The 26,419-nt window shown below is 60.9% G+C and carries 23 protein-coding genes, 1 tRNA gene and 2 pseudogenes; 12 read left to right on the forward strand and 14 right to left on the reverse strand.

All coding sequences use genetic code 11. From position 1 onward, the window contains the following. Nucleotides 1-199: 199 nt before the first annotated feature. On the reverse strand, nt 200-2,071 hold the full coding sequence (locus EOA85_RS04155) for a tetratricopeptide repeat protein (RefSeq protein WP_127208481.1): 1,872 nt from the start codon (nt 2,069-2,071) through the stop codon (nt 200-202). A gap of 127 nt (nt 2,072-2,198) precedes the next feature. Here EOA85_RS04155 and EOA85_RS38040 point away from each other — a divergent pair, with 127 nt between their 5' ends. Together EOA85_RS38040 and EOA85_RS04165 are read left to right on the forward strand one after the other, a co-directional pair. Then, entirely contained in the window at nt 2,199-2,465 is a 267-nt protein-coding gene (locus EOA85_RS38040) for a hypothetical protein (RefSeq protein WP_206523239.1), read from the forward strand. Nucleotides 2,466-3,180: 715 nt separating this feature from the next. After that, nucleotides 3,181-3,769 (forward strand): annotated as a pseudogene (locus EOA85_RS04165) (OsmC family protein). Nucleotides 3,770-3,949: 180 nt separating this feature from the next. Here the strand turns inward: EOA85_RS04165 and EOA85_RS04170 are convergent. The 3 genes from EOA85_RS04170 to EOA85_RS04180 all read right to left on the reverse strand — a co-directional run bounded on the left by EOA85_RS04170 (nt 3,950) and on the right by EOA85_RS04180 (nt 6,882). Continuing rightward, nucleotides 3,950-5,014, reverse strand: coding sequence for an alpha/beta hydrolase (locus EOA85_RS04170; protein WP_127208482.1), 1,065 nt, complete (start codon nt 5,012-5,014; stop codon nt 3,950-3,952). 61 nt (nt 5,015-5,075) lie between these two features. Further along, nucleotides 5,076-5,975 carry an NmrA family NAD(P)-binding protein gene (locus tag EOA85_RS04175; RefSeq protein WP_245485606.1) on the reverse strand — a complete coding sequence of 300 codons (900 nt, stop codon included), beginning with the start codon at nt 5,973-5,975 and terminating at the stop codon, nt 5,076-5,078. A 100-nt stretch (nt 5,976-6,075) separates the two neighbouring features. Next, entirely contained in the window at nt 6,076-6,882 is an 807-nt protein-coding gene (locus EOA85_RS04180; protein ID WP_127208483.1) for an SDR family oxidoreductase, read from the reverse strand. A 314-nt stretch (nt 6,883-7,196) separates the two neighbouring features. Here EOA85_RS04180 and EOA85_RS04185 point away from each other — a divergent pair, with 314 nt between their 5' ends. From EOA85_RS04185 to EOA85_RS04195, 3 genes are all read left to right on the forward strand, one after another. Next, a complete protein-coding gene (locus EOA85_RS04185; RefSeq protein WP_127208484.1) occupies nt 7,197-10,781 on the forward strand; it encodes a PAS domain-containing protein in 3,585 nt (1,194 codons plus the stop codon). 10 nt (nt 10,782-10,791) lie between these two features. Further along, entirely contained in the window at nt 10,792-11,166 is a 375-nt protein-coding gene (locus EOA85_RS04190; protein ID WP_065011580.1) for a response regulator, read from the forward strand. Between the two features lie 91 nt (nt 11,167-11,257). After that, a complete protein-coding gene (locus EOA85_RS04195) occupies nt 11,258-11,875 on the forward strand; it encodes a response regulator (RefSeq protein ID WP_127208499.1) in 618 nt (205 codons plus the stop codon). A 19-nt stretch (nt 11,876-11,894) separates the two neighbouring features. On the opposite strand, the gene EOA85_RS04200 is transcribed toward EOA85_RS04195, so the two are convergent. Beyond that, complete coding sequence (locus EOA85_RS04200) at nt 11,895-12,146, reverse strand: hypothetical protein (RefSeq protein ID WP_127208485.1); 252 nt, start codon at nt 12,144-12,146, stop codon at nt 11,895-11,897. Here EOA85_RS04200 and EOA85_RS37285 point away from each other — a divergent pair. The 3 genes from EOA85_RS37285 to EOA85_RS04215 all read left to right on the forward strand — a co-directional run bounded on the left by EOA85_RS37285 (nt 12,145) and on the right by EOA85_RS04215 (nt 13,556). Next, nucleotides 12,145-12,303 carry a hypothetical protein gene (locus EOA85_RS37285; RefSeq protein WP_164759483.1) on the forward strand — a complete coding sequence of 53 codons (159 nt, stop codon included), beginning with the start codon at nt 12,145-12,147 and terminating at the stop codon, nt 12,301-12,303. The genes EOA85_RS04200 and EOA85_RS37285 overlap by 2 nt on opposite strands. 134 nt (nt 12,304-12,437) lie before the next feature. Continuing rightward, nucleotides 12,438-12,653 carry a hypothetical protein gene (locus EOA85_RS04205; RefSeq protein ID WP_127208486.1) on the forward strand — a complete coding sequence of 72 codons (216 nt, stop codon included), beginning with the start codon at nt 12,438-12,440 and terminating at the stop codon, nt 12,651-12,653. A gap of 312 nt (nt 12,654-12,965) precedes the next feature. Continuing rightward, on the forward strand, nt 12,966-13,556 hold the full coding sequence (locus EOA85_RS04215) for an ATP-binding protein (RefSeq protein WP_127208488.1): 591 nt from the start codon (nt 12,966-12,968) through the stop codon (nt 13,554-13,556). 284 nt (nt 13,557-13,840) lie between these two features. Here the strand turns inward: EOA85_RS04215 and EOA85_RS37290 are convergent. Beyond that, a tRNA-OTHER gene (locus EOA85_RS37290) sits at nt 13,841-13,951 on the reverse strand. A 382-nt stretch (nt 13,952-14,333) separates the two neighbouring features. Between EOA85_RS37290 and EOA85_RS38645 the strand changes: the two genes are divergently transcribed. Both EOA85_RS38645 and EOA85_RS04225 read left to right on the forward strand, forming a co-directional pair. Continuing rightward, nucleotides 14,334-15,281, forward strand: coding sequence for a hypothetical protein (locus tag EOA85_RS38645; RefSeq protein ID WP_245485607.1), 948 nt, complete (start codon nt 14,334-14,336; stop codon nt 15,279-15,281). 14 nt (nt 15,282-15,295) lie between these two features. Beyond that, a pseudogene (locus tag EOA85_RS04225) lies at nt 15,296-16,572 on the forward strand (NAD(P)/FAD-dependent oxidoreductase). A 185-nt stretch (nt 16,573-16,757) separates the two neighbouring features. Here the strand turns inward: EOA85_RS04225 and EOA85_RS04230 are convergent. Genes EOA85_RS04230 through EOA85_RS04255 form a run of 6 tightly spaced genes read right to left on the reverse strand, consistent with a single transcriptional unit; the run spans nt 16,758 to nt 22,435 of the window. Then, the gene (locus EOA85_RS04230; RefSeq protein ID WP_127208490.1) at nt 16,758-18,137 is read right to left on the reverse strand and encodes an FAD-containing oxidoreductase; all 1,380 of its coding nucleotides are present in this window, start codon (nt 18,135-18,137) and stop codon (nt 16,758-16,760) included. A 10-nt stretch (nt 18,138-18,147) separates the two neighbouring features. Continuing rightward, nucleotides 18,148-18,336 carry a hypothetical protein gene (locus EOA85_RS04235; RefSeq protein WP_127208491.1) on the reverse strand — a complete coding sequence of 63 codons (189 nt, stop codon included), beginning with the start codon at nt 18,334-18,336 and terminating at the stop codon, nt 18,148-18,150. A 13-nt stretch (nt 18,337-18,349) separates the two neighbouring features. Next, complete coding sequence (locus EOA85_RS04240; protein WP_127208492.1) at nt 18,350-19,123, reverse strand: FAD-binding oxidoreductase; 774 nt, start codon at nt 19,121-19,123, stop codon at nt 18,350-18,352. A 7-nt stretch (nt 19,124-19,130) separates the two neighbouring features. After that, nucleotides 19,131-19,736, reverse strand: a complete 606-nt coding sequence (locus EOA85_RS04245; RefSeq protein WP_065011587.1) for a sulfite oxidase-like oxidoreductase — start codon at nt 19,734-19,736, stop codon at nt 19,131-19,133. A 26-nt stretch (nt 19,737-19,762) separates the two neighbouring features. After that, on the reverse strand, nt 19,763-21,967 hold the full coding sequence (locus tag EOA85_RS04250; RefSeq protein ID WP_348627878.1) for a xanthine dehydrogenase family protein molybdopterin-binding subunit: 2,205 nt from the start codon (nt 21,965-21,967) through the stop codon (nt 19,763-19,765). Between the two features lie 12 nt (nt 21,968-21,979). Then, on the reverse strand, nt 21,980-22,435 hold the full coding sequence (locus EOA85_RS04255; protein WP_127208495.1) for a (2Fe-2S)-binding protein: 456 nt from the start codon (nt 22,433-22,435) through the stop codon (nt 21,980-21,982). Between the two features lie 455 nt (nt 22,436-22,890). Between EOA85_RS04255 and EOA85_RS04260 the strand changes: the two genes are divergently transcribed. Both EOA85_RS04260 and EOA85_RS04265 read left to right on the forward strand, forming a co-directional pair. Next, the gene (locus EOA85_RS04260; protein ID WP_245485608.1) at nt 22,891-23,880 is read left to right on the forward strand and encodes an NADP-dependent oxidoreductase; all 990 of its coding nucleotides are present in this window, start codon (nt 22,891-22,893) and stop codon (nt 23,878-23,880) included. Nucleotides 23,881-24,013: 133 nt separating this feature from the next. After that, nucleotides 24,014-24,547 carry a hypothetical protein gene (locus EOA85_RS04265; RefSeq protein WP_127208496.1) on the forward strand — a complete coding sequence of 178 codons (534 nt, stop codon included), beginning with the start codon at nt 24,014-24,016 and terminating at the stop codon, nt 24,545-24,547. 542 nt (nt 24,548-25,089) lie between these two features. On the opposite strand, the gene dps is transcribed toward EOA85_RS04265, so the two are convergent. Both dps and EOA85_RS04275 read right to left on the reverse strand, forming a co-directional pair. Continuing rightward, the gene (dps, locus tag EOA85_RS04270) at nt 25,090-25,620 is read right to left on the reverse strand and encodes a DNA starvation/stationary phase protection protein Dps (RefSeq protein ID WP_281033702.1); all 531 of its coding nucleotides are present in this window, start codon (nt 25,618-25,620) and stop codon (nt 25,090-25,092) included. 21 nt (nt 25,621-25,641) lie between these two features. Next, a complete protein-coding gene (locus EOA85_RS04275; protein WP_127208497.1) occupies nt 25,642-26,298 on the reverse strand; it encodes a VOC family protein in 657 nt (218 codons plus the stop codon). Between the last annotated feature and the right edge of the window lie 121 nt (nt 26,299-26,419).

A 26,419-nucleotide genomic window follows, 5' to 3' on the forward strand; every position in this document is an offset into this window, starting at 1 on the left:
GGCCGCAAACGATTCCGATCACCGCCGTTACTACGCTTTCTCGCCTCTGGCTATTCCGCGCTCCTCGCGCGGACGTAGTTCCAGCGGCAAATGGGCGGCAATTTCGGTGCTGGTGTGGTGGAAATGACAAAATTGGCCCGCCGGAAAGGATGAAACTGGGCACCATTATGTGATTGAAGTCGTCGCTTCGTAAAAACTTTCAGGCGGTTTCAGGAGCTTTGGCCTTTGCGAGGTCCTGCAGGAACTCTTCCATCAGCGGCCTGTCACCGAACCGGCGGTAGGCGCGCTCTGCTTCCAGCGAGAATTCCGGATGCGCCTCGATCAGCTTTGCCATCGTCTGCTGGGCTGCCTCGACCTCTCCGCCCCCGCCCTGCAAAGCGGCCTGAATCAGAAGGCAGTTTGCATCGCGCGGCGCCCGGATCAGGCATTCCTCTATGACGGCGGAAGCCTCATCGCGGCGGTCAGCCGCGTAGAGCGCCTGCCCGTGCACATAGGCATAGTACTCGGGCGCCATAGGATGAAGACGGCGGGCCCGCTCTGCGTTGGCCACGGCATCATCATATTCCCCGAAGCGAACCTGCGCCTTTGCAAGTGCCATCATGCTGTCGGGATCGTTAGGGTTGAGCTCCACAGCGCGCCGTGCGGCCTGCAAGCCGCCTGAATAGTCGCCCTGGACGGCAAGCCCGAAGCTGATGACCTGATAGCCAAGGCCAAGATTGGGGTCGAGACGGACCGCCTGCCGAGCTTCGCTAAGCCCAAGATGGAGCTCCGGGGCGTTTGCCCGGCCGTCACCGCTCTGCGCCACGCTGGCGATATAGGTCAGCGCGAGGCCTGCGCGGGCGGCCGCATAGGACGGGTCCATTTCAACGGCGCGTTGGTAGAGGCCCCGCGCTTCCAGAATGTCCTGCGGGTCATTGGCGCCGTGCCGGTAGCGGTTGCGGGCCTGCAGCACGAGGTCATAGGCCTGCAGATTGTCGGTCGGGCGCTCCGCTGCCGCCGCCGCCTCGCTCCTGCCGATATAGGGCGCGATCTGCGCGACGATTTCGGTGGTCAGCTCGCTCTGGACGGTGAACACGTCGGCGACCTGCCGGTCAAAACTGCGCGACCACAGATGCGCGCCTGTCTTTATATCGATCAGCTGCGCCGACACGCGAAGCTGGTCGCCTTCACGGCGGGCGCTGCCTTCAACCACATAATCAACGCTGAGCTTCGCCCCGAGCTTGCGCACGTCCGTATCCTGCCCGTGCACGGCGTAGGTGGAATCGCGCGCGATTACCTGCAGCTCTGAATTGCGGGCAAGGGCTGTCGTCACATCCTCGGTCAGTCCGTCCGCGAAATACGATTGCTCGCCGCTGCCGCTCATCGCGGCAAAAGGCAGGACCGCCACTGACGGCCTGGGGTCGGCGCGGCTCTGGTCCATCGACAAGGCCGCCGGGATGCGGCTGACCATGGCTGCCAGGGAGAGCGGCTGGATTTGGGTGCCGATGAGGATGAGGGCTATGGCGGCCGCGCCATAAGACCAGCGGGCGGCGGTGCTGCGCAGCACCTGCGGCACCTGCCGCCATGGCGACCACGGAGAGCCCGCACGCCTTACGCGGTAGACGTTGAGAAGTTCGGGAATGTTCTTGGCCCGCCTGCGGCCGATGCGGACGAACCTGTCCGCGCTGTTGCGGTCGGCCGCCATCACCACGGCGCCGCTGACGAATATCTGCCCCGGATCGCACATGGCCTCAAGACGGGCGGCCACATTGACGCCATCGCCGTATACGTCGCCGTCATCTTCGATGACATCGCCAAGATTGATGCCGATGCGCAGCTCGAACGGGCCCTTGTCGAAACCTTCCTGTATGGCCAGCGCCGCATCAACCGCTTCGTTGACGCTGGGAAACATGGCGAGAAAGCCGTCTCCCGTCGTCTTGACGATGCGCCCGCCATGCCTGGCGATGGTCGGGTCAATGAGCTCATCAAAAACAGCGCGCAGCTTCGCGTAGGTGGAAGCCTCGTTTTCAGCCATCAGCAGGCTGTAGCCGACGATATCGGCGGCCATGATTGCCGCGAGCTTGCGTTCCATCAGCATTATTCCTGAGCGGCGGGCCATCCACGGACTATTATTACTGACACTTAGGGCGACGCACGGCCCAAGATTAGACCCATAATCCCGGATAGACTTATACACAGCTCACAAATGCGTGACGATTGTGGCCTATACCGTTCTGACCTTCGTCAGCCATCATCTGCTTCGTCCGGAGCCGTCCGTCGCCGCACTGGCGGAGGGCGACGCCGCATTGAACGGCCTAGGCCTTGCCTGCCTGCCCGACCACGCGCTGCGCCCTTCCTTGCAGAAGGACGGCTTCAGCAGGTGCTGGTGCCCGCCCTTTCCAGGCTATCAACTCTATTATCCAAGCTGTCGCCAGAACTCCCCCGCGTTCGCTCTCCTGATCGAAGCGCTCCGCTGGCGAGGATAGCCCGGCAGGGCCAACAACAAGTTCAGCGCTGCTTCGCCCTTCATCGCAATTTGGTCTGTGCCATTAACTAGGTTGGGATGTACATTCCAATTGGCGCGCCGGACGAGATTCGAACTCCTGACCCCCAGATTCGTGGTCAAAGTGGTCTAGATTACCTTTATAATCAAATAGTTACGCGCGATCTAACTTCGGAGATTTCGGGAATCAGAAGGTCTAGCCCGCATCTTGTCCGCGTTCCTTCGCGGCGACCGTCTCTGCTGATGCTCGCCGACTGAAGGTGTCGGCCTTCCGCCCGCAGAGCACGGTCCACTGCAAATGCGCCCATCGGTCTGCTGATCAATTCGAGTGTCGGTTCGGACATCGGCTGCCGGGCCGCTCGAATCCATTGCACGTTGGTATCGGCAATACCTTGGATGGGTTTGTGTAGCCCTTGGTGCCTGCTTTAGTGGCCTGCGCCCCGTCGACTTGGATCTTTCGGGTGAAGAGCAGTGCGACGGCGGCGCATCTACAACCCTGCAAAGGTCTCCAGGAGAGTCGGATCGCGACCTTGCGGCAGCCGGCGCATAGGCCTCAAGCGGCGCATCCACGACTTTGCACGGCAGATGAACGGGCCGGCCAACATCAGATGGGACGGAGGTTCAACAGATATACCGAAGAAAGCCGGCGAGTCTGTTGTATGTTGGGATGCTCACAATAGCAGCGAAGGAGTCCAACAATGGCTTCCCGTTCGCAACGGCTTCAATTTGCCGGCCATTCCGGTGTGACATTGGCCGCTCGCCTCGACCTCCTCAACGGACACCTGCGTGCGTACGCCTTGTTCGCGCATTGCTTCACATGCTCCAAGGATTTGGCGGCAGCACGCTGTATTGCAGCTGAGCTCGCTCGCGAAGGCGTCGCTGTCCTGCGTTTCGACTTCACCGGCTTGGGGTCGAGCGACGAATTTCACCTCGAATGTCGCCGACCTTCTTTCGGCCGTCGATGCGCTCGGCGCTTGCACGTCGATGACACTGCGCCTTTACGCCGAGCACAAGAAACTGACTCTCGGACGCATCAGCGTCGACGTCTCGCACGCCAAAATCCATGCCAGGGACTGCGAGGAGTGCACCGAGCCGGAACGCGGCAGTGGCGCGAGGATCGACCGTTTCGAGCGCGTCATTTCGGTAGAGAGCGAGGTCTCCGATGAGCTTCGCGCGAAGATTATTGAAATTGCCGCCAAGTGTCCCGTTCACCGAACGCTCGAAACCGTCGCGAAGGTAGCAACTTTCGTGAGACCTGAAGGCAAGTCAATGTTGCGCCAGCTTTGACAAGGGCCGGAGTCAGGTTCCTGCAGCAGCGTATCCGCCAACCCATCCGTGTCGGTGCCGCGAGACTGGACGATCCCACGCGAGATGCAATCGGGCTGTCCGTCTGCTGTCCTGGGCCCATCCAAATCAGGAGCACCGGCTCACCTTATAGTCTCAGCAAAAGCTGCTTCCGGATCGGGATCAAAGACCCGCAACTTGGATCACTGCCTGAGCGAAGGCTTCAGGCGCCTCCTGGGGCAGGTTGTGACCTATGCCGCCTGAGATGGTGCGGTGCTCGTATTTGCCCGAAAACATTTTGGCATACGCGCCTGGTTCCGGATGCGGCGCGCCGTTAGCATCGCCTTCGAGGGTGATCGTCGGCACGGCGATCACCGGCGCCTTGGCGAGCCGCTGCTCCAACTCGTCATACCGCCGCTCTCCGTCGGCCAGTCCGAGCCGCCAGCGGTAGTTGTGGATAGTGATCGCGACATGATCCGGATTGTCGAACGCCGTCGCACTCCGGTCGAATGTGGCGTCGTCGAAACTCCACTGCGGCGAACCGATCTCCCAGATCAGCCTCGCGAAATCGCGCGTGTATTTCTCGTAGCCGGCGCGGCCGCGCTCGGTGGCGAAATAATATTGATACCACCACTGCAACTCGGCTTTCGGCGGCAACGGCATCATACCGAGCTTCTGATTGCCGATGAGATAGCCGCTCACCGAGACCATCGCCTTGCAGCGTTCCGGCCAGAGCGCGGCAACGATGTTCGCGGTTCGCGCTCCCCAGTCGCAGCCGGCAATCGTGGCTTTCTCAATCCCCAACGCATCCATCAGGGCGATAACGTCGGCGCCGAGTGCTGACTGCTGGGCGTTACGCGGAGCGCCCTGCGACAGAAAGCGTGTTGTGCCGAAACCGCGCAGGTAAGGCACTATGACGCGACATCCCCTCTCCGCCAGGAGAGGAGCGACGTCGATGTAGGTGTGGATGTCATATGGCCAGCCGTGCAGCAGGATGACAGGAGGTCCGTCGATTGGTCCCGCTTCGGCGTAGCCTACGTTCAGGACGCCGGCCGCGATGTGCTTCAAGGAGCCGAACGACGTGTTGGTCCCCGGGTTGATGGTCGTCGCCGCTGCGGCATCCGTCGCGCCGGATTGCGCGTTAGCCGACACGGCGATCACCAACGGGGCAGCCGCAATCATGGCCGCACCGCCGAGAAGATGGCGCCGGCGGTGATCGATCCGCTCGAGATAGTAGCTCCTATCCATATCCGAAGCCTTTTTATTGCGGTGTTGCACGATAGCGGCGGCGGGAACGGCCACTAGCCGCTCAGGCCGGAACTTCAACCCGTGTGAATTCAGCGGCGTTGGATTTCACGAACTCGTATACGCTCGTCGGCTTCGTTCCAGTGAGTTTGAACAGGTCATCCGTTATACGATCATACCGGCCCGCGGTGTGCAGTTCGGCCATCACCGCCAGGTGCTTGGCGAGATGCGTTGGCACCCCAAGCTCGCGGAGCTTGTCCATCCATGGCGAGAGCGGCACGTCGCGATAGCGTATCGTACGGCCGAGCGCCGCGGAGAACGCCCGGGCGAAGTGCTCCAGATCCGCGGATTCAAAACCGGTGAGATTGTACACTTGACCGATGTGGTGGGCAGGATCGTCGAGGATCACGGAAACGGCGCGCGCCACATCAACAGCCGAGATCGGCGATGTTCTGCTGCCACCCAGCGGAAGCGCCAGTTCGTCGTGATTTCGCACGCCGGCAGCGGCAAGACGCAGGAAAAAGCTTTCCAGGAAAACCGTTGGCCGCACCGTGATGACGGGCAGCCCGGACCAGGCCAATGCCTGTTCGGCAAGCCAGTGCAGCTTATGCTGCGGGCTGTCCGTGGTCTCGGTTATGCTCATCTGGGCCACCGTCATCTGCGACATATTCACGAACGCCTCAACGCCGTGATGGCGCGCCACGGCGGCGACATTGACCGTGGCTTCGAGATACGCCGCCGAGACTGACATTCCAAAATAGATGCGCGGGCAACCTTCGATCGCCCGGTGCATCGAGGCAAGATCGGTCAGGTCGCCCTCCACAACCTCGGCCCCGAGCCGGCGCAGTCCCTCAGCGCGTTCATCGTCGCGCCGGACCAAGGCGCGTACCCTGTGCCCCTTGGCACGCAGCATCACGGTGAGGTGCCGACCGATAGCACCGATGTCGCCGGCCGCTCCTGTCACGAGGATCGGGCTGCCGTATGAGAACTGTCTGATCATATGGATTCCCTTACGGTTGTGAGTCGCAGCGGCCCAATTGTGGCGCACGTTTAAGAGTGCCTCGTTACGCCGCAGCGGCGATCTGGTAGCGTGCCGGCAAGACATTGAGGGACAGGCTCGGGATGAGCTTCTGCCGCGCCGCCTCGTAAGCGTGCCAGTCCGCCGCCTCGGGAAGCGATGGAATGGTGACGAGTTCGCCTTGGTCGAGGCCGGCCAGCGCCGCGTCCACCAACTCGTCCGCCTTCATGACCATCTTCTCCGGCAGCTGCTCGACCGAGCCGCCCGCCGCATCCCAGAAATTCGTAGCGGTCGCACCCGGCAATACGGCCTGGATACGCACGTTCTTGTCGACAAGCTCCTTGTGGAGTGACAGGCTGAGCGCCAGCACGAAGGCTTTCGTCCCGCCATAGACACCGTTCAGGATTTCCGGCGCAATGGCGACGGCCGAGGAGATGCTGATGATCGTGCCGCCGCCGCGCGCCACGAATGCCGGAACCACGGCATAGGTTAGCCGGGTGAGCGCGGTGACGTTGAGCGCGATCATCTCCTCCATGGCGTCGGTGTCCGACTCCAGCAGCGGCGCGACGGCGCCAACGCCGGCGTTGTTGACCAGCATGGTGATGCCGGAATCGGTGGCGAGCAGCGTCTCAATGCAGTTCAGATCGGCTTTGTTGTTGAGGTCGGCCGCGACGACGTTGACGACGCGGCCGGTCGTGCCGGCAATACGCTTCGCCACCTCGGCCAGCTTCTCTTGGCTGCGCGCCACGAGGATCAGGTCATGACCGCGGCGTGCCAACCGATCGGCATAGATCGCGCCAATCCCTGAGGAGGCGCCCGTCACCACTGCAATGCCCTTGAGGCTCGTAGACATTATTCTGCTCCTGTTCGGTTGCGCGGCAGAGGCGCGCGAGTTCACATGCAGCGGACCGGGATCGATTTCCCCGGTCCGCGCCCTCGGGAGGAGAGCGGGCAGCAGGCCGGCCCGCTCGCTGGGATGATGTCTTCCTCTGGGCACAGAGATCGGCTGTCAGAGCAGCTAAATCTATTGCACGATGGTATCGGCGATACTTTTGTCTTGGTGGAACGGCGAGACACCTATTTACCGCCCAAAACCGACACCAAGGCACAATAGACGTTTACATCTGCCCGACGCATCCTCAGGCGCGCGCAGATACACGCGAAAGGATGGAAATGGAGATCGATCTCGGCCGCGTCTTCGACACGCTTCCGGCCATGGTGTGGACTGCGCAGCCCGACGGGCATTTCGACTTCGCCAATCGACGCTGGTCCGACTACACCGGTCTCAGCCTCGATGAAGCCCATGGCTGGGAGTGGCAGGCGGCAGTAAATCCAGACGACTTGCCCACGGTACTCGAACGCTGGCGATCGATTCTGGCGACTGGCGAGCCCGGCGACTTGGAAGCGCGCGTACGGGGCTTCGATGGGCAGTACCATTGGTTCCGCGTCCAGTGCAGTCCGATGCGCGGCGACGGCGGACAGATCATCAAATGGTGTGGAGTGGGCACGGACGTCGAGGATTTTCGTCGAGCTGAGGAGACCTTGCGGCGGCGCGAGCTCGATTTTCAACTGATCGTCGATAGCATACCGATGCCGGTCGCCGTGACCACACCGTCGGGCGAGGTCGAGGGCCTCAATCAGCTCACCCTCGATTACTTCGGCAAAACATTCGAAGAACTGAAAGGCTGGAAGGCCTCTGACGTTGTCCATCCGGATGACCTGGAGCGGACGATCGCTGCTCAGCTGGATGCGCACCGAAAGGGCAGCGCCTACAATGTCGAGAGCCGCCACCGCCGTGCTGACGGCGTCTATCGCTGGCACAACATCCTTGGCCTGCCTTTGCGTGATCCGCAAGGCAACATCCTCCGTTGGTTTCATTTGCTGGTCGATATCGATGATCGCAAGCGGGCTGAGGAGGCGCTCAGCGCAAGCGAAAGTTATGCCCGATCGATCGTGGACAGTATTCCGGGCATGATCGCGGCCTTTACGCCAAATGGTGAGCTCGAATTCGTTAACCGCCAGATCATCGAGTTCTTTGGCAAGCCACTTGAGGAGTTGAAGCGCTGGGCAACCAGCGATATGACACACCCGGAGGACCTACCGCGTGCTGTCGAGTACTTCACGCGATCGATCGCGTCGGGTGAGCCCTTCACGGACGAAGTCCGCGCTCGACGTTTCGATGGCGTCTACCGCTGGTTTCAGTCTCGCGGATTTCCGCTTCGGGACACGAACGGACGCATCGACCGCTGGTACAACCTGCTCATTGACATTGACGAGCGCAAGCGCGCCGAAGAAGCCCTCGCGGCGCGCGAGCGCAATCTCAACGAGATCATCAACACGATTCCCGTTCTGGCATGGTCTGCCCGTCCGGATGGTTCCACCGAATTCTTCAACCAGCACTATCTTCATTATGTGGGCCTTTCGATCGGCCAAATAAAGGATTGGGTGCCGACAACTGCGCTGTCCGATTACTGGGACCTGACAGCAGCGGTCCATCCAGACGACGTAGACGGACTTACTGCTGCTTGGGAGGCCATTTTAGCATCCGGAAAATCGGGGGAAGCTGAGGCACGCCTTCGCCGTTTCGACGGCATCTATCGATGGTTTCTAGTTCGTGCCAATCCGCTGTGCGACGAATCCGGGAATATCGTCAAATGGTACGGAGTAAGCATCGACATTGACGACCGGAAGCGAGCCGAGCAAGCGCTTCGCCAAAGCGAGCGCAGCCTCAAACTAATTATCGACACCATTCCGGCTCTCGCTTGGTCGGCTCGTCCTGATGGTTCAGCCGAATTCTTCAGCAAGCACTATCTCGACTACGTCGGTCTTTCGGCCGAGCAGGCACAGGATTGGGGCTGGACCGTCGCGGTTTATTCCGACGATCTGAGCGCGCTGGCGGCCACGTGGCAGGCAATCATGGCTTCCGGAAAGCCAGGAGAGGCCGAAGCGCGACTGCGCCGGTTTGACGGCGATTATAGATGGCTCCTGTTCCGCGCCAATCCATTGCGCGATGCATCCGGGAACATCGTCAAATGGTATGGGGTCAATACTGATATCGATGATCGCAAACGCGCGGAGACCAATCTTGCTCGAGAGAAGCATCTGCTGGAGATGATTGCGTCGGGCAGACCGCTTCGCGGTGTTCTCAGCGCACTTTGCGAGATGGTCGAAGAGGCTGGCCCCGGCTGCTATTGTGATGTTCACCCGATCGATTGGAGTGGCCCAAGCATCGAATACAGCGTGGCGCCCTCGCTTCCTCCCAGTTACACCGACCCGATTGCTGGGCTCTCTCTTAACGGCGACGCTTTGCCCTGCGCGATAGCAGTCCGTCAGAAGGCACAGGTAGTCGCTGAGGACATGGACACGGACCCACGCTGGCGCGACTCCTCTGTTCGAACGCACGTTCTGGAGCACGGACTGAGATCGGTCTGGAGCACGCCGATTTATGCAAAAAATGGACGTATCCTTGGCACGCTTTGCCTCTATCAGCGCCAGCCTGCCAGCCCGTCGCCGCAGCATCAAAGTCTCATCGCTCATGCGACGCACCTCGCGAGCATCGCCATCGAACGTTCGCGGACTGAAGCAGCGCTTCGGCGCAGTGAAACGCTGCTGGCCGAAGGTCAACAGCTCAGTTCGACCGGCAGCTTCTCTTGGCGCGTGGACACGGACGAGATCGCGTTTTCGGAAGAACTCTGTCGTATCTTCGAGTTTGACCCGAATGGCGTTGTAACGCTCCAGCAGTTTCGTGCGCGAGTCCACCCGGACGACATGCCCTCGCTGTCGGCGCAATTGGATCGGGTTCGCGCTGGCCACGGCTATCCGGGTTACGAGATCCGGCTGCGGATGCCGGATGACAGGGTGAAGTACCTGCGCACCTTTGGTCGTGTGGTCCGTCACCAGGATGGCCGACTTGAGTGCCTAGCTGCGGTGCAGGACGTGACGGAGCGCCGGCTCGCGGACGAGGCACTGAGCAAGGCCCGTTCGGAACTCGCACATGTCACCAGGATTACGAGCCTCGGAGCGTTGACGGCGTCGATTGCCCATGAAGTCAACCAGCCGCTGTCGGGCATCATAACCAATGCTGGCACCTGCCTTCGTATGCTGGCCGCCGATCCGCCGAACATGGACGGCGCGCGGGAGACCGCGCGACGCACCATCCGCGACGGCAACCGCGCAGCCGACGTGATCACGCGACTGCGCGCACTCTTCAGCAAGAGAACCCCGTCGATCGAGCCCGTCGATCTCAACGAAGCTGCACGAGAGGTGATCGATCTGTTGTCGAGTGATCTTCAAAGAAGCCGGGTGGTTCTACGCACCGCATTTGCCGACGGTCTTCCGCTTGCAGGCGGAGACCGCGTGCAGCTTCAGCAGGTCATCATGAATCTGCTGCGTAATGCTGCCGATGCAATGGGTGGTGTTGACGATCGCCCAAGGCGGTTGCTTGTGAAGACCGAACCGGACGAGGACGATCATGTACGTCTGACCGTGCAGGACGCCGGCGTTGGTCTCACGTCCGTAGCTGCGGAGCGGCTTTTCGAGGCGTTCTACACGACCAAAAACGACGGTATGGGGATCGGCTTGTCCGTTAGCCGCTCCATCATCGAGAGCCACAACGGCCGCTTGTGGGCAGCATCCAATGACGGCCCCGGGGCCACGTTTTCGTTTTCCATCCCCAAGTACTCAGGGGATGAGATACCTGCGCAAGATATTAGCGCTGCGGGGGCGTCCATCACCAGCAGTGTCCAAGTGTAGCGGGGATTTCATGAATATTGCGCATCCACTCGTATCGGTCGTCGATGACGACGAGTCCGTACGCGAGTCGCTACCCGATTTGATCAAGGAGTTCGGCTTCAGCGTGAGAGCGTTCTCCTCGGCGGAAGAGTTTCTGGCGTCTGATATCGTCGACAAGACCAAATGCCTGATCCTCGACGTCTCCATGCCAGGGATGACAGGCCCCGACCTGCAGCGGGAACTTGAACGTCGGGGCCTTCCGATTCCGATCGTCTTCATCACTGCACATCGGGACGACACCGTGCGGCCGCGTTTGCTCGAGCGAGGCGCGGTGGAGTGCCTGTTCAAGCCGTTCAGCGATGCGGCCCTTCAGAAGGCGCTCAGTTCAGCGCTCAGTGAGCCCTAGCGTCACGCCATTTTGTGGCCATCTCGTGGAGATATAAGCAATGATTACGCATTTGGCGACTGCACTGGGCGACGGAGCGAGATCGGCATCCATGTCGCACGAAATACCTCTCGTATTCGTCGTTGACGACGATGTTTCCGTGCGCGAGTCCCTCGAATTGCTGATCCGCTCCGCTGGGTGGCAGCCGGAGACATTTGAGTCGGCGCGTGGATTCCTGGCTTGTCCCCGTCCGCTGGTTCCGAACTGTCTGATCTTGGACGTCAATCTCCCGGATCTCAGCGGGCTCGATCTGCAGGAGTTCGTCTCCGTCGAACGGACCGACATGCCGATCATCTTCGTCACGGGCTACGGCGACGTGCCGATGACCGTCAAGGCGATGAAGGCCGGGGCTGTCGAGTTCCTCACGAAGCCGTTCAGCGACGAGGTGCTGCTGACTGCGATCGAGCAGGCGCTCGAGCGCAGCAGGAACGTGCTTGCACTAGACTCTGAGATTCATGCGCTGCGGGATCGTCACGCATCCCTTAGCCGTCGGGAGCGAGAGGTCATGGCGCTGGTGGTCTCCGGTCTGCTGAACAAGCAGGTCGGCTTCGAGCTCGGTATCAGCGAGATCACAGTGAAGGCACATCGAGGCCAGGTGATGCGTAAGATGAGTGCTCGCTCTCTCCCGGACTTAGTCAACATGGCGGCAAGGCTCGGCATCGCCCACTAAGCTCGGAACGCGGCGAGGTCTAATTCATCCCCTGGCCGGCACTCCAGCGAACAGCAACTCTGGGATTGCGCGGTTCGGCAACGAAGCATTGTTCCCGGCTGACCAATCCAAAAGTATCGACCATGCCACTGGCTTGCGGCACGCGAGCCGCCGAGACTGATGCCAAAGTATTGACGACACCATCGTGCAATAGATTTGCCTCCACATTTGATTGAACCTGCTCATAGCATCCGACTATGGAGATGTTCTCGGTGGTAAGGAATCGCGTCATGAAACACTTGTCTCTCATCGTGCCGATTCTATCAGCGTTTCGTGAGTTCGTCGCGCCCCGCTACCGGCCGGAGCTGCACTACATGCGCGGCCCCGGCCCAGCCTACGCGCGCAGCAAGGTTATGGTCGACGCGCCGAGACCGCGCGGCGACCGGTGATGACGACGCAGGTTCGGCAAAGTGGGGCGCCGGCGGAGTGTCCCGTTTAATGTCTTCAAGAGTCGATTTCTACAGCTCGCAGGCGGCCTTTGCCGATCACTGGAGCGAACTGCTGCCAGTACAGGAGTTCTGATATGAAACCGAAGCGCGCACTCGACTGCAAACCTGATCCGCTCTGCCGCTGCCATGCCAGTGATCCGCTCTGCCGCTGCCGTACCAAATGCGTCGTCGACAGCGACAGCAAGCCCGCGCGCAACAAGGGCTTCGCAGGCATGACGCTGCCGGCCTTGGGCATCGCCTTTGTGGTCGGCGCTTGCGGACTCCTCATGGCGCCAAACGCGGGCGCATGACGCGTTGCGAACCACCGCGCAGCCACACGGATGGACTTATCCCTTCGCCTGTTGCTCGGGCTACGATTGCCGTGAAGTCGCAGAAAACGCCATCAGAGAGCGGCCGGAAGGCTACGTCATCGAGGGTACCGGGGAGGTGATTGCCTACACGGACAGCCGCATCAAGAACAGCCCGGATGGCGTTTTTCATTGGTGTTCGGTGGCCGGAGCAAATGACGGGCACACCGTCTGCCTATTTGCACCGCAGCGAGGTTTCTAGTTCTCACAGTGGTTCGCTCCTAGCCACGTTGCTACTTTTGGATCGCTACGACCATGAAATCTGCACACGCCAGCCCGATCCTCGTCCCGCAAACCATGCGTCTGGCATTCGAAGACGACACTACGGTTGAGGCATTCAGTTTGCTGGCTAGCCTGACCGAGATTGAGACTCTCCTCAATAATACTTGGGAGCCGAATATTCGTTTCGATCTACAGATCAGTCCGGCTGATCCGGTTGTGACATGCAGTCGTCTTGGCCTTCAAAGCGCTATCATGAACCTGCTGTTCAATGCGCGCGACGCAATGCCGAACGGCGGCGTGATCTCATTCGTCGCTGCTCTTATCTATGAAGGGCAGGTCGCGAGGGATGTTGAGCTACGTGTAACAGACAACGGGTTCGGCATGACCAAGGATACGTTGCTCCGTGCCACCGATCCTTTTTTCACCACAAAGACGACCGGATTAGGCGGCCTTGGCCTGCCAATGGTGATGAGCTTTGTTCATGGGGCAGGAGGACGCCTCTACATCGAAAGCGAACCAGGCGTCGGCACGATTGTGACCTTTCGATTGCCCATTTCCGAGTTGGATGCTCAGCACCAGCCGGCTTCGCCGCAGCTGCCGAAACCAATCAGCGCTTCAAGTTGACATTGCTTGTTCGGTATTTGGCCGGGGCATCCGGCCATATGTATCTCCCCGCGATGAATAGCAATATGCTGCTCGGATATGGTCCTTCTTTACCACATTGTGGCTGATAAAGGACCTCGCTGCACGACTTGACAAGGGTGGTTACAAGGGTGGCAATTGGCTCCGGGAAGGACGCCGAACGCTGGCTCTACCCCGATCTAATTACAGCCATTGAGTTGGCGTCGCGGATGACTCCGAACCGACCAGTTGAAAAATCTGAGTAGTCGGCGACCAGTTATTAGTCGTGCGCGATACGGGAATCGAACCCGTACGAGGCTTTCGCCACACCCGATTGGAAACACTCTATCATGAGTGCTTTGGCATCGGATCCGTCTGCCATGTTGCGGCAATCGCGCGGTTCAAACCCTAACCGAAATCTGCCGCAGCGGCAACATGGGTCACACCAACGTATAGGTCCCAAAATTATTGATCCCGAAGGGTGACAAGCAGAGGGATCGAATGTGAGAATCATTCTAAGCATACCGTAAGTCTTTGGCTTTTCGCGCGCTCGGCGCACTCGCGCAAGCCGATGCAAAAGTATTGAGGATACCATCGTCCAATAGATTTGCCTGCTCGCTTGACCAATTCTGTTCATCGCATCCGACTAAGCGGATGTAAGAAGCGCACAGGAAGTCGCGTCAGGAACTCCTTCAGCTCGACGGTTCAGTGGCTTCGCCTTCGCCGCCGCTAGGAGAGTTTCCGGAGATGTTCTTCCTGCCACTCCGATGGAGAGAGGACATGATCGAACAACAGCCTCTGACATCCCGGGATCGCAGCGCGCATGAGAACAGCACTGCGCAATCGGGGACCGATCCGCGCGTATTGCTCGCGTCGATCGTCCACGATTTCAACAATTTCCTCACTCCGATCGTCACGATCATGGAGGAAATGCAAACTCACAAGATGGGCTCCCCAAGGCAACTCAGGCGCATCGACGCGGCACTATTCAGCGCGTTTCGTGCCAAAACACTGGCACGGCAGCTGCTTGATTTTGCGAACCCCCGGAAACTCCAGCCTGCGGCGGTCGATATTAGCCAGCTTCTGGAGTTTATCGAGCCGATCCTGACGAGCGTGTTGCCTGCCGATATCATCCTTCGGTTCGATGTTGCCGAAGATCTTGCTCCTGCTTTCATCGATCGGCAGCTTATGGAACGGGCACTGCTTAATCTGATGCTCAACGCCCGCGATGCAATGCCGGACGGCGGCGAGGTTGTCGTTGCCGCCGCCATTGATCGACAGCCCGGTAGCAGTGCCGAGCCGCGCGAACCGATGATCCGCCTATCGGTTGCCGATACCGGTATCGGCATGAGCCAGCCGACGCTGCGAAGTGCAGGGGTGCCCTACTTTCTCGACCAAAAGTCACGGAACAGGCCTCGGCCTGGCAATGGTGAGCCAACTCATGGAAAGTCAAGGTGGTGGTCTGTCGATCACAAGCACCCCATGCCAAGGAACTGCGATCGACCTGTGGCTGCCGGTGATGCCGTCTTCCATTACCGGATTGCGTTGACGATCGAACGGAAAATCGGGCCATTAAATTCCGGGAACTTATCTCACGGCCGGCAACAACGTTTTGCGTATTCGTGCCGACGCGCGACGCTTGCACAATCTCGCTCGATCATCCGGCCGGGCGCTTGTCCCGTCGGAGTTGAGCGATGTTGCGGGCGCTCGACGAAACCGGGGCGATAGTGGCCGGGCAGATCATGAGCGGTGGGCATGTCGTTCCGGCACGGAGGCCGCGCGTCGTGATCAATGGGGCCGGATTCGGCGGCATCAACGCGGCAGTCGGGCTGAAGAAGGCGGACGTCGACGTGACCGTCATCGACCGCCGCAATTACCCCCTTTTTCAGCCGCTGCTCTACCAAGTCGCCACTGCTGGCCTGTCGCCCGCCCAAATCGCCATGCCGATCCGACACATACTGAGGCGCCAGAAGAATGCGACCGTGCTGATGGACAAGGTCGATGACATCGACAAGGACGCGCGTCTGGTGATCACGGGGAGCCGGCGCGTCCCCTATGACTGCCTCGTCGTCACCACCGGCGCGCGGCATGCCCATTTCGGCCATGATGACGGGGAGGAGTTGGCGCCCGTGCCTGAAGACCATCGGCGACACAACCGAGATCCGTGCCCACATCCTCGCAGCCTTCGAGAAGGCGGAGATTAACGAAGACCCCACCTCGCGCGCCAGGCTGCTGACCTTTGTGATCGTCGGCGGTGGGCCGACCGGCGTCGAGCTCGCCGGGGCGATCGGCGAGTTGGCGCGCAAAGCGATCGTCAGCGACTTCCGCCGTATCGACTCCTCGACCGCGCGTGGTTGTGTTGGCCGAAGCTTGGAACGCTTATGCTACCGGCATTTCCGGAAAGTCTGTCGGCGTCGGCAAAGAAGCAGCTGGAAAGGCTCGGCGTCGAGGTGCGGCTCGGCCAGGCCGTGACGCATGCGACGAGAACGGCGTCGTGCTGGCTGATGGCCGTGCGATCGCGTCGGGCTGCGTGTTGTGGGCAGCCGGCGTGCAGGCTTCCCGCGCCGCCAAGTGGCTGAAGGCCGAAGCCGACCGCGCCAGCCGCGTTATCGTCTGCGAGGATCTAAGTCTGCCCGCCCATCCTGAGGTCTTCGTCATTGGCGACACCGCCTTCGTGGTGGGCGAGGACGGCAAGCCGGTGCCGGGTATTGCGCCGGCTGCCAAGCAGATAGGTAAACATGTCGCCAAGCTGATCAAGGGGCGGCTTGCGGGAAGATCGATCGGTCCGTTCCGCTACACCGACCATGGCAACCTCGCTACGATCGGCCGCAAGGCAGCCGTCGCCGATTTCGGCTGGATCAGGCTGAGCGGGTTCATCGCCTGGCTGCTGTGGAGCTTTGCCCACCTCTGGTTCCTAGTCGGCTTCCGCAACCGCATCGTCGTTTTCCTCGATTGGGCATGGGCCTACGCCACGTTCGACCGCGGCGCACGCCTCATCACCGAACGACGAAGCACTTAAGAGTTCCATCCCGCGGATCGAGCTCTGGCGCCGCAATAGCGCTGCTCCAACTGGCCGTTCTTCGTGCACATCGCCTGGTCGCGTGGTTTCGGCGCCTGGCTAAGCACGGTGCCAACATCTCCTGGCGAGCACAGGGGTTCGCATGTTCGGATCGCGGCGAAGCGGTTTTCCGGCGCGGTCTTCGCCTAAACCTTCGGCTCCATTGTACCTATCACGGTCGGAATGAGCTCTGAGACCGTTGGATGGATCGGCACAGCCCACTGCAGTTCCCGATATGGCGTGCCGGCGTTGATGGCATCGAGTATGCCATGAATGGCCTCGTCACCACCCGGCCCGAGGATCGCAGCACCGAGGATCTTGCCGGTCTCGGCATTGGCGACGACCTTCATGAACCCGAGCGTCTCACCTTTTTCTACAGCGCGGCCAACGCGCGTCATCGGCCGCGTGCCGACGAGAACGGGCAGCCCAGCCCTCCGCGCTTCCGCCTCGCTCATGCCGGTGCGTCCCAGCGGCGGATCGATGAAGAGCGCGTAGCCTGGCACGCGGTCACTGACCTTTCGAGTTTCACCGTCGAGCAGATTGGCGGCGACGATCTCGAAATCGTTGTAAGCCGTATGGGTGAAAGCGCCGCGGCCGTTGCACTCGCCAAGCGCGAAGACACCCTCGACGTTGGTCGCTAGATGGTCGTCGACATTGATGAAGCCGCGAGCGTCCCGCGCGATTCCTGCCTCATCAAGGCCGAGGTCATCGGTATTGGGACGGCGCCCGATAGCGAGCAATACGTGGCTGCCGACCACGTCGCGGGGCTTGCGTTCGCAGTGAAGACCCACGCGGATTTCATCGCCGTGAGGCTCGAAGCGTATGCATTCGGCGTCCAGCCTGATCGTGATACCTTCGCGCTCGAGAATGTCCTTGATCGACGCGGAGATATCCTCGTCCTCGCGCGAGACCAGGCGAGGGCCTTTCTCCACCACGGTCACTTCAGCCCCGAAACGGCGGAACATCTGTGCGAATTCAAGACCGACGTAGCTGCCGCCGACTACAACGAGATGGCGCGGCACCTGGTCGAGTGCGACCATGTCGGTGTTGTCGAGGACGTTGACCTGGTCGATGCCGGGCATTTCCCGTCTCGCCGCCCGGCCGCCGACATTGATGAAAATCCTCGGCGCCGAGAGCGTTTTGCCGGCGGCCTCGACCGTGTGTGGGCCGATTAACCGGGCATGGCCGCGGATGACAGTGCAGTTCTCCATACCGGTCAGCCAAGCCTCAAGGCCTGAACGGGCATCGAGTGTCACCTTGGCCACACGTGCGTGGACCTTTGTCATGTCGACTGCGATCTCGCCGTCGATCGAGATGCCATAGTCGCCCGCGCGCCGGGCGAGACGTGCGGCATAGGCGCTCGCGACCATCGCCTTCGTGGGCATGCAGCCGGTGTTGACGCAAGTTCCGCCGAAGAACTTGCGCTCGATGAGCGCGACCTTCATGCCAGCCGCTGTCAAGCGACCAGCGAGGGAGGGTCCCGCTTGCCCGGCTCCTATGATGATGGCGTCGAAACTGTCGTTCATGACACGCCTCCTAGGACTGCGCAGCGCCATGATCGCATTCGCGATCTCGAACAGTGCCGCGGGCAGGCTGCGGTCGAAACCGCCGGCGAGCCTTGCGCGCCGCGCCGTCCAGCGTGCCAATGAGGGCGCCGACCGGGCCGCCGATCAGTCCGGCGACGTAGCGGGTCGGCATAAAATCGAAATTGGAAGATCCGGTCATAGCGGTCTCCTGACTAGCGCTTGAGGGCGCCGGCAAGCGGCCGGACCTCCGCTTGTACGTCGGTCGCGCCGTAGCGTTCAGTCTTGATTGTGCCCGGATCTATTCCGGCCGCGATCGTTCCCTCGGCCGCTGTCTCGACGAACGGATGTGAACCGCAGATCATAACCTGGCGCACCGGCATCTTCATGGCCCCGACGATGCCAGCGATGAATTCGGTATCAATACGGCCAGCCCGGAATGGATGCGCTCCGGCCTCACGTGTCAGTGCCACCATCAGGCTGAAGCCGTCGCCTGAAGCCGCCAATTTCGAAAGCTCGTCAAAGAACAGTAGATCCTCGCGTAACCGGGCCGAGAACACCAAAACTACTGGTACCTGCGATACAATTGCTGCTCGGTGACGCAGCATCGACATGAACGGTGCCACGCCCGAGCCGCCACCAATGAAAAGCACCGGGCCGCCGTCCTCAGGGCTCCAGTTGAAGTGTCCACCGATAGGGCCGCCTATCTCAATTTCATCTTCCACCTGCGCGACGTTATGCATGAAGGGTGAGACCTCGCCGTCATCAAACCTTTCAATCGCGAGTTCGAGCTCTTCTGCTCTGCCAGGCCCTGGCGCGGAGGCGATCGAGTAGCTGCGTTGGGCGCGATAACCGTCTGGTGCCGTCAGCCGCAGCAAAACGTGCTGACCGGGCCGGAACGAAAAGGGCTCCGGGAGACGAAAGAAGAAGCTTTTCACGCGCGGCGACAGCGTCTCGATGCGCGTAATGATCGCGTTCTGCCAGTTCATGGGCGTGTCAATCGTTCGTGTAGCGCTGTTCCCGCCACGGATCCCCGTAGCGGTGGTAGCCGCGCAGTTCCCAGAATCCTAGCTCGTCCTTCTGTGTGAACTGCAGCCCCTTGATCCACTTGGCCGACTTCCAGAAATAGAGATGCGGCACGAGCAGCCGCGACGGCCCGCCATGGTCGGGCGGGATCGGCTTGCCTTCGTAGCGCAGCGCAACCATAGCCTTGCCGACGACGAGGTCGGCGGTCGGCACGTTGGTGGTGTAGCCGTCATAGGAATGGGCGAGCGTGAAGCCGGTGGGCGGCTCGATGCCGGCGTCGCCGAGGATGTCGTCCACCAGCACGCCCTCCCACGCCGTGTCGAACTTCGACCATGTCGTCACGCAATGGATGTCGCGCGTCATCCTGGTCTGCGGCAGCGCGTTGAATTCGGCCCAGTTCCAGCTCTTCACCGGCCTGATGCCGTCCTTCAGCGTGAACGACCAGTCCTCCGTTTTGATGCGTGGCGTCGGCCCGGCCGTGAGCACGGGGAAATCCGCGACGACATGCTGACCCGGCGGAAGACGCATCGACTGACTCGAATCATTGGACCTTCGAAAAAAACCGCGGGTGATCACAATCCTAACTCCTTCTTAGAGTGGTTTTAGGCTCGCCGCTTCAAGGCCGCGGTGTCGATGGGCAGTCTTCTCAGGCGCTTGCCAGTGGCGGCGAAAATCGCGTTGACAACCGCGGGGGCGATGCACGACGTCCCGGCCTCGCCAATTCCGCCCGGCAACTCCTGGCTCTGGACGATATGCACTTCGACATTCGGCGCCTCGTTCATGCGCAGGATCTGGTAGTCGTCGAAATTTGTCTGTTCGACACGGCCGTTCTTGACAGTGATATTGCCGTATAGCGCTGCGGTGATGCCGAACATGACCCCGCCCTGGATCTGTGCCTCGACGGTGTCGGGATTGACAACGATGCCGCAATCGACCGCGCAAACGACGCGCCGGACGCGAACCGTGCTGTCCTTCGCTACTTCGATCTCGGCAACCTGCGCCATGTAGGTGGCGAACGCGTTCTGTACCGAGACGCCCCTACCAACCCCTGGCGGCAGCTTCTCTCCCCAGCCTGCCTTTTGCGCGGCAAGCTCGAGCACGGCCTTGGCTCGTGGCGTGTTGCCGAGTAATGCGAGCCGGTAGGCGACCGGATCCTGGTTCGTGGCCGCCGCCAGCTCGTCTATAAAGCTCTCGGTTGCGAACACATTGCGCGACGGCCCGACACCGCGCCAGAACGCGGTCGGAATGCCCGGCGGCTCCACCTGCACGTATTCGACGTGCAGGTTCGGAAGGTTATAGACCAGGTCGATGGCGCCTTCGGTCGTGTCGGGATCGAGGCCACTATTGAATGCGGCCGGCAGCGACCTCGCGAGCACCGACGAGCCGGCATAGCGGTTGTGCCAGGCGATCGGCATTCCTTTCGCGTCCAGGCCTGCGGACAGGCGGTGGAGGAACATGGGGCGATACATGTCGTGCTGGATGTCTTCTTCGCGCGTCCACACGACCTTGACGGGACCGTCGACGTGATTGGCAATCTGGACAGCGCGAACGATCCCATCCCACTCGAGCCTGCGGCCGAAACCGCCACCGATCAGATGATTGTGCACGACGACCTTGTCTAACGGCAGGCCGGAAGCTTCCGCCGCGGCCTTGTGGGCCTCCGCGAGGGACTGGGTACCGACCCAGATTTCGCAGCCGTCCTTGCGCACATGGACGGTGCAGTTCATCGGCTCCATCGTCGCATGGGCGAGGAACGGAAGCTGATAGGTCGCCTCAACCTTGGTGATGGCGCTCGCTACCGCCCGGTCGACGTCGCCGATATGCTCCGCAACGGCTCCCGACTTGAGCGTCGCCTGCTCGAGCTCGGCCGCGATCGCGTCGGTCGTGAGCTCGGCATGCGGCCCGTCATCCCATTCGATCACCAGTGCCTCGAGCCCCTTCTTCGCCGCGCCCATATGATCCGCCACAACGGCGATGGCATCGTCGAGCTGCACGATCTGGCGGACGCCGGTGACAGCCTTGGCTGCGACATCGTCCACGCGCTTGACCCGGCCGCCGAACACAGGCGACTGTGCCAGGGTCGCAATCTTCACGCCGAACGGGCGAACGTCGATGCCGAACACTGCGGTTCCGTTCACCTTCGCGGGCGTGTCGAGACGCTTGGCAGGCGCGCCGATGAGTTTGAAGTCCTGCGGTCGCTTGAGCGTCACGCTTTCGGGGACAGGCATGCGGGCGGCGTCGGCGGCAAGTTCGCCATATTTGATGCTTCTCCGTGTCGGCGTGTGAAACACTTCACCGCTTTGCGCGCGGCAGGACGCCGGATCGACATTCCAGCGCCTTGCCGCCGCCCACACGAGCATGGTTCTCGCGATCGCACCGGCTTGGCGCAGCGGCTGCCATGACCCACGAATAGCGTTCGAGTTGCCCGTTCTTTGCACGCCGAGCAGCGGATTGGCGTAGAGCTTTTCATTGGGCGGGGCATGTTCCAGCCGGACCTGTTGGAGGTCTACCTCCAGCTCTTCGGCGATCAACATGGGTATCGAGGTGTAAGTGCCCTGGCCCATTTCGACGTAAGGCATGGTCAGGATGATCTGACCATCGCTTTGGATGCGAACGAAGGCGTTGGGCGCGAAGACATCGTCGGCAGCCGCTCCGGCTTGGCTACTTGCGCAGGGTAGGCTGAGGCTCAACACTAAACCTCCGCCCGCGGCTGCACCAGCCCGGAGAAAGCTGCGCCGCGAGAGAGTGTTCACCGGTCGCGGTTCATCTCGACCGGAAGCTCGGGAGGCCTGTTGATCGATTGTCACTGTTGCCCCCTCTCAGCCCGCCGCAGCCTGCTTAATAGCCTCGCGGATGCGGGCGTAGGTTCCGCAACGGCAAATGTTGCCTGACATTGCGTCATCGATATCGGCATCGGTCGGATAGGCGTTGGTGGCGAGGAGTTCCGCAGCAGACATGATCTGGCCCGACTGGCAGTAGCCGCACTGAACCACTTCCCGATCGAGCCAGGCCTTCTGGATCCTTGCACCCACCGCCGTCTTGCCGATTGCCTCGATCGTCGTAATCTCGGAGGTGCCGACGCTGTCGATGGGCGTGACGCAGGATCGGGTGGCTACCCCGTCGACATGCACCGTGCAGGCACCGCAGAGCGCCATGCCGCAGCCGAATTTCGTGCCGATCATGCGAAGCACGTCGCGCAGCACCCACAACAGAGGCGTGTCGCCGTCGACAACCACTCTATGCGTCTGACCGTTGACTTTAATGGTGAAGGTCATGGCGTCCTCTCCTGCCCGTGGCGATTGGCCGTGTGATCCACGGGGTGCTGCGCATCTCTGAATTGTCGAGGCGAGGCCGAGCTGGTTGCGGGGCCGCACGTTACGGATCTCGTCTGGTCAGGCGCACAAGATCGACTGACTGCGGCACCAAATCTATTGCACGATGGTGTCGGCGACACTTTGGTATTGTTCGAGCGACAAGCACCTCCTGAGTACTCATCGCGGCAGAACGGCCGAAGTCACAGTGAACGTTTCTCTTCAACACCAAAGTATTGGCGACACCATCGCACTATCGATTCAGCCCGGCTCCTCCGGCATGCTGGATTGCATCCGGACGGACTGAATACAGATCGTTCAGACGAGAAATTACTTTTAGTGGCAAACAAAAGTTGCGGCCTTCAGGTCGGCGAAGGCTTCCGCGAACTGCCCGGCTCGTTGGCGCAAAGGAGCATGAGATGATCCCCAGCAGCATCGTTCGTGAGAACAACGCAAATCAGGCGCATCCGTCGATGATGGCCTGGCGGGTGCATGAGTTTGGGGGCCCGGATGTTATGAGGTTCGAGCAAATCCCTCGGCCCAATCCTGGCCCTGGCGAGGTCCTCATTAAAGTTGAAGCTGCTGGGGTCGGTCCATGGGACGGCTGGATCAGGGCCGGAAAGAGCGTTTTGCCGCAACCGCTTCCCCTTACTTTGGGCTCGGATCTGTCTGGTGAAATCGTCGCCGTGGGGTCTGGGGCTTCTGACCTGCGTGCAGGAGAGCAGGCATATGGTGTTACGAATCCCCGGTTTAACGGAGCCTATGCTGAGTACGCTGTGGCTTCCGCAGCAATGGTCTCGAGGAAGCCAAGCTCGCTAACCCACATTGAGGCTGCCTCTGTTCCTGTCATTGCGATGACGGCTTGGCAGGGATTGTTTGATCAAGCCCAACTCAAAGCGGGCCAAACAGTGCTCATTCATGGGGCGGCGGGAAGCGTTGGAGCTTACGCGGTTCAGTTGGCCCGTCGCGCGGGTCTGCGAACTTTCGCGACTGCGGCAATGGAGGATGTACCCTACGTGCACGAGCTCGGCGCCAGCACAGTGATCGACTTCCAGACGCAGCGCTTTGAGAAAGCGGTTCGCGACGCAGACGCGGTCATTGATCTAGTCGGTGGCGAAACACAGGAGCGTTCGTTTCAGGTTCTCCGTCGAGGCGGCAAGCTGATTTCGGCGGTGTCCCATCCTGATCAGAACCTCGCTCGGAGCCATGGTGTCGAAGCAGCCTTCTTTCTGGTCAAGGTCACAAGCCAACATCTGGCGGAGATCGCAGGCCTGATCGACGGTGGAAATCTCAAAACTCACGTCGGTGCGGTCCTACCCCTCGCGGATGCGCACGAGGCCCACCTAATGCTCGAGGGCGTACGGCCTCGGCCGAAGGGAAAAATCGTACTCACCGTTGGGACAAACTAAGCGATCAAACCGGGAGCAGGCCATACAGTCTGTTTGAGATGCTGGATCATTTGACGATGGCCCGCGCCGAGGAACGCGTAAGCGCGTCGACGTGATATGAGCTGGGTGTCTCTATCGCTTGGAGGTAGTAAGCTTGATCAACTTCGACTGGACGGTGCTGATCCCACTTCTCTCCGGCCTGATCGGCGCGTTGGTAGGTGGCGGCATCGGCTACTTTGCCCAAATCCGGACTCTCGAGGCAGATCTCGCTGTGCGACGAAAGTCTTTGGCTCAAGCGCTGGCTGCCGAAATTGAGGCGTTCCAGAGGATCGTCAACAGACGGGACATGCCCGCCCGGTGCCAAGCGGCGGCCGACGCCGCGAGGGCGGGGAACGAAAACGCCGTTCGGGAGTGGCTAAGCGAACAGGACGGGAGAATGGAAATCCTGTCGATCTACCACGCGAATTTGGGCAATATCGGCCTTCTTGGTCCTGTTTGTGTCGAGCTAGTGACTTTTGTCGGTCTAGTCCAGGCCATCTTGACCACGATCAGGGGAGCCCACGAGGGGATTTACGACAAACTGGATGGTGGGCAGGTTGCCGATCTATTTGAAAGTGAACTGGAGTTGTGGCGTTTATCAGAGAAACTGGCCGCGAAGGTAATTGCCGATTTGAGAGCTATCACCTGACCGAGCGGGTGCAAGACCTAAGGCTTCTCGATCGGCCGTAGACCTATGATCCAAGTCCTCAGCCGGCCTTGAACATGCGCTATGAAACTTACCGACCGTGAATGGGCTGTCATCAAGCCGATGCTAAAGACAAGCCGCACGGCGTGCTGCGGGGTGACCGACCGTCGTGTCTTTCTTCAACGGCATCTTCTGGGTCTTCCGACGGCGCTCCATGGACCGTGCTACACCCGCTTTGTTCGCTTGGGTCGATCGGTGTTTGGAATCGCAGCATAGACGCGCTCGCCGCTGGCGCAAGATGCGCCTCTCGCGCCGGCTGCTGCTGTGCCGCCGACCATGCGCGAGATTTCCGAGGGCATTCTACCCCCCGCTCGCGAAGGGTGCGGCGGGCTGATGAACCCGCACAATCGAGCATTACCTGGACAGCCTCCCTGCCGCTCCTACATCTCGAGTGAAGAAAGTCGCCGAAGGAATCAGCGACTTTCTATATCTGTTTGTTTGAGCATCGGATTGTCCGACCGCTTCGCACTTTTTCGGTCTGATGCTCACTCGTTCTCCTGCGTGTGCGCCTCCAGGAACCACAACAGCTTGTCGAGCGAGCGTGAGTAGGCGGTGAAGATGTCCGCGGTGCCGGCGTCGCCCGTCTCGTCGCTATCGTCGATCGCGGAGCGCGCCAGCTTCGCCGCTTGCGCATAGCGTTCGATGAGTGCCGCCAGGTGGTCCTTCGTCTTGGAAATGTCGGTCGGGTATGGCTTCAACGGCGTCGCCTTCGCAATCACTTGCGACGTGCCTTCCGCCATGCCGCCGAGCTGCACCGCGCGCTCCGCGATCGTGTCGACGTGGCCGTCGACCTCCGTGCGGAACTCGTCGAGCATCTCGTGGACAGCGATGAACTGCGGACCTTTGACGTTCCAGTGGGCCTGCTTGGTGAGCAGGACGAGGTCGATCGCGTCGGCGAGCCGGGCGTTCAGAAGTGCGATCGATGCCCTCCTGGCATTGGAGTCCAGATCGTTCCTGGTGGCGATGGCGTCCATCTGCGCTTCCTCATAATTTGTGGCCTGGGCTGGGCGGCAAATCGATCACGCGGTGGCCTCTGCTTACAACGGCAGCGGCTTGCCGGCCTGCTCCGCCACCATGTACTCGGCATACCAATCCGGCCAGTTCTCGTCCCGCTGGCCGCCGTTCCGCTTCTCGTGCTCGCCGTGAGCGGCCGATGCGCGCCGCATCGCGTTCGCCAGATCAGAGGCGGAGGCGAAACTCGTCGTGTTCGAGTCGATGCGGCCCGCGAAGCGGGTGGTTATCTCCTGCAACAGCCAAGTGTTGCCGTCCGGATCCTTGAACGTGGCGTAGGTGTGGTAGCTGCGCCGCTCGGGGTCCGGGCCGGGCATCGGCGGATGCCCGGGGCCTGCGACGTGGAAGATTTCGCTCACATCGACGCCGCGGCTCACGAGCTCGTCGCGCGCCGCCTTGATATCGGAGACGATGAGAAAAAGCCCGCTCGCGGAACCTGGCGCGGCCGGTGTGACTCCCTTGCCGAAGTGAATCGAGGCGGGGGAGCCCGGAGGTGTGAACTGCACGCCTCGGAAGGCATCTCCGACGACGAAGTCGCCGTCGAGCCTCCATCCCAGATTGCTGTAAAAGCGCTTGGCGCGTTCGACGTCCGCGACAGGAATGGCGGTCACCTCGAACTTCAGGTCGACGGGTCGCGCGTTCTCGATTGCAGCTTCGCTGCGCTCTTGAGTCATGGTGGTCATGTTGATCTCCTTGGGCTTAAGAATGCTTAATAGGATCGTTCACTTACTTTGCACCGAAAGCGGCTTTCCTTTTTCGACGATGTATGTGGCAAGCTCCGCCGCGTTGACGTTGCCGACGTTC

Source organism: Mesorhizobium sp. M5C.F.Ca.IN.020.29.1.1, assembly GCF_003997375.1.
GTDB classification, from domain to species: Bacteria; Pseudomonadota; Alphaproteobacteria; order Rhizobiales; family Rhizobiaceae; genus Mesorhizobium; species Mesorhizobium wenxiniae.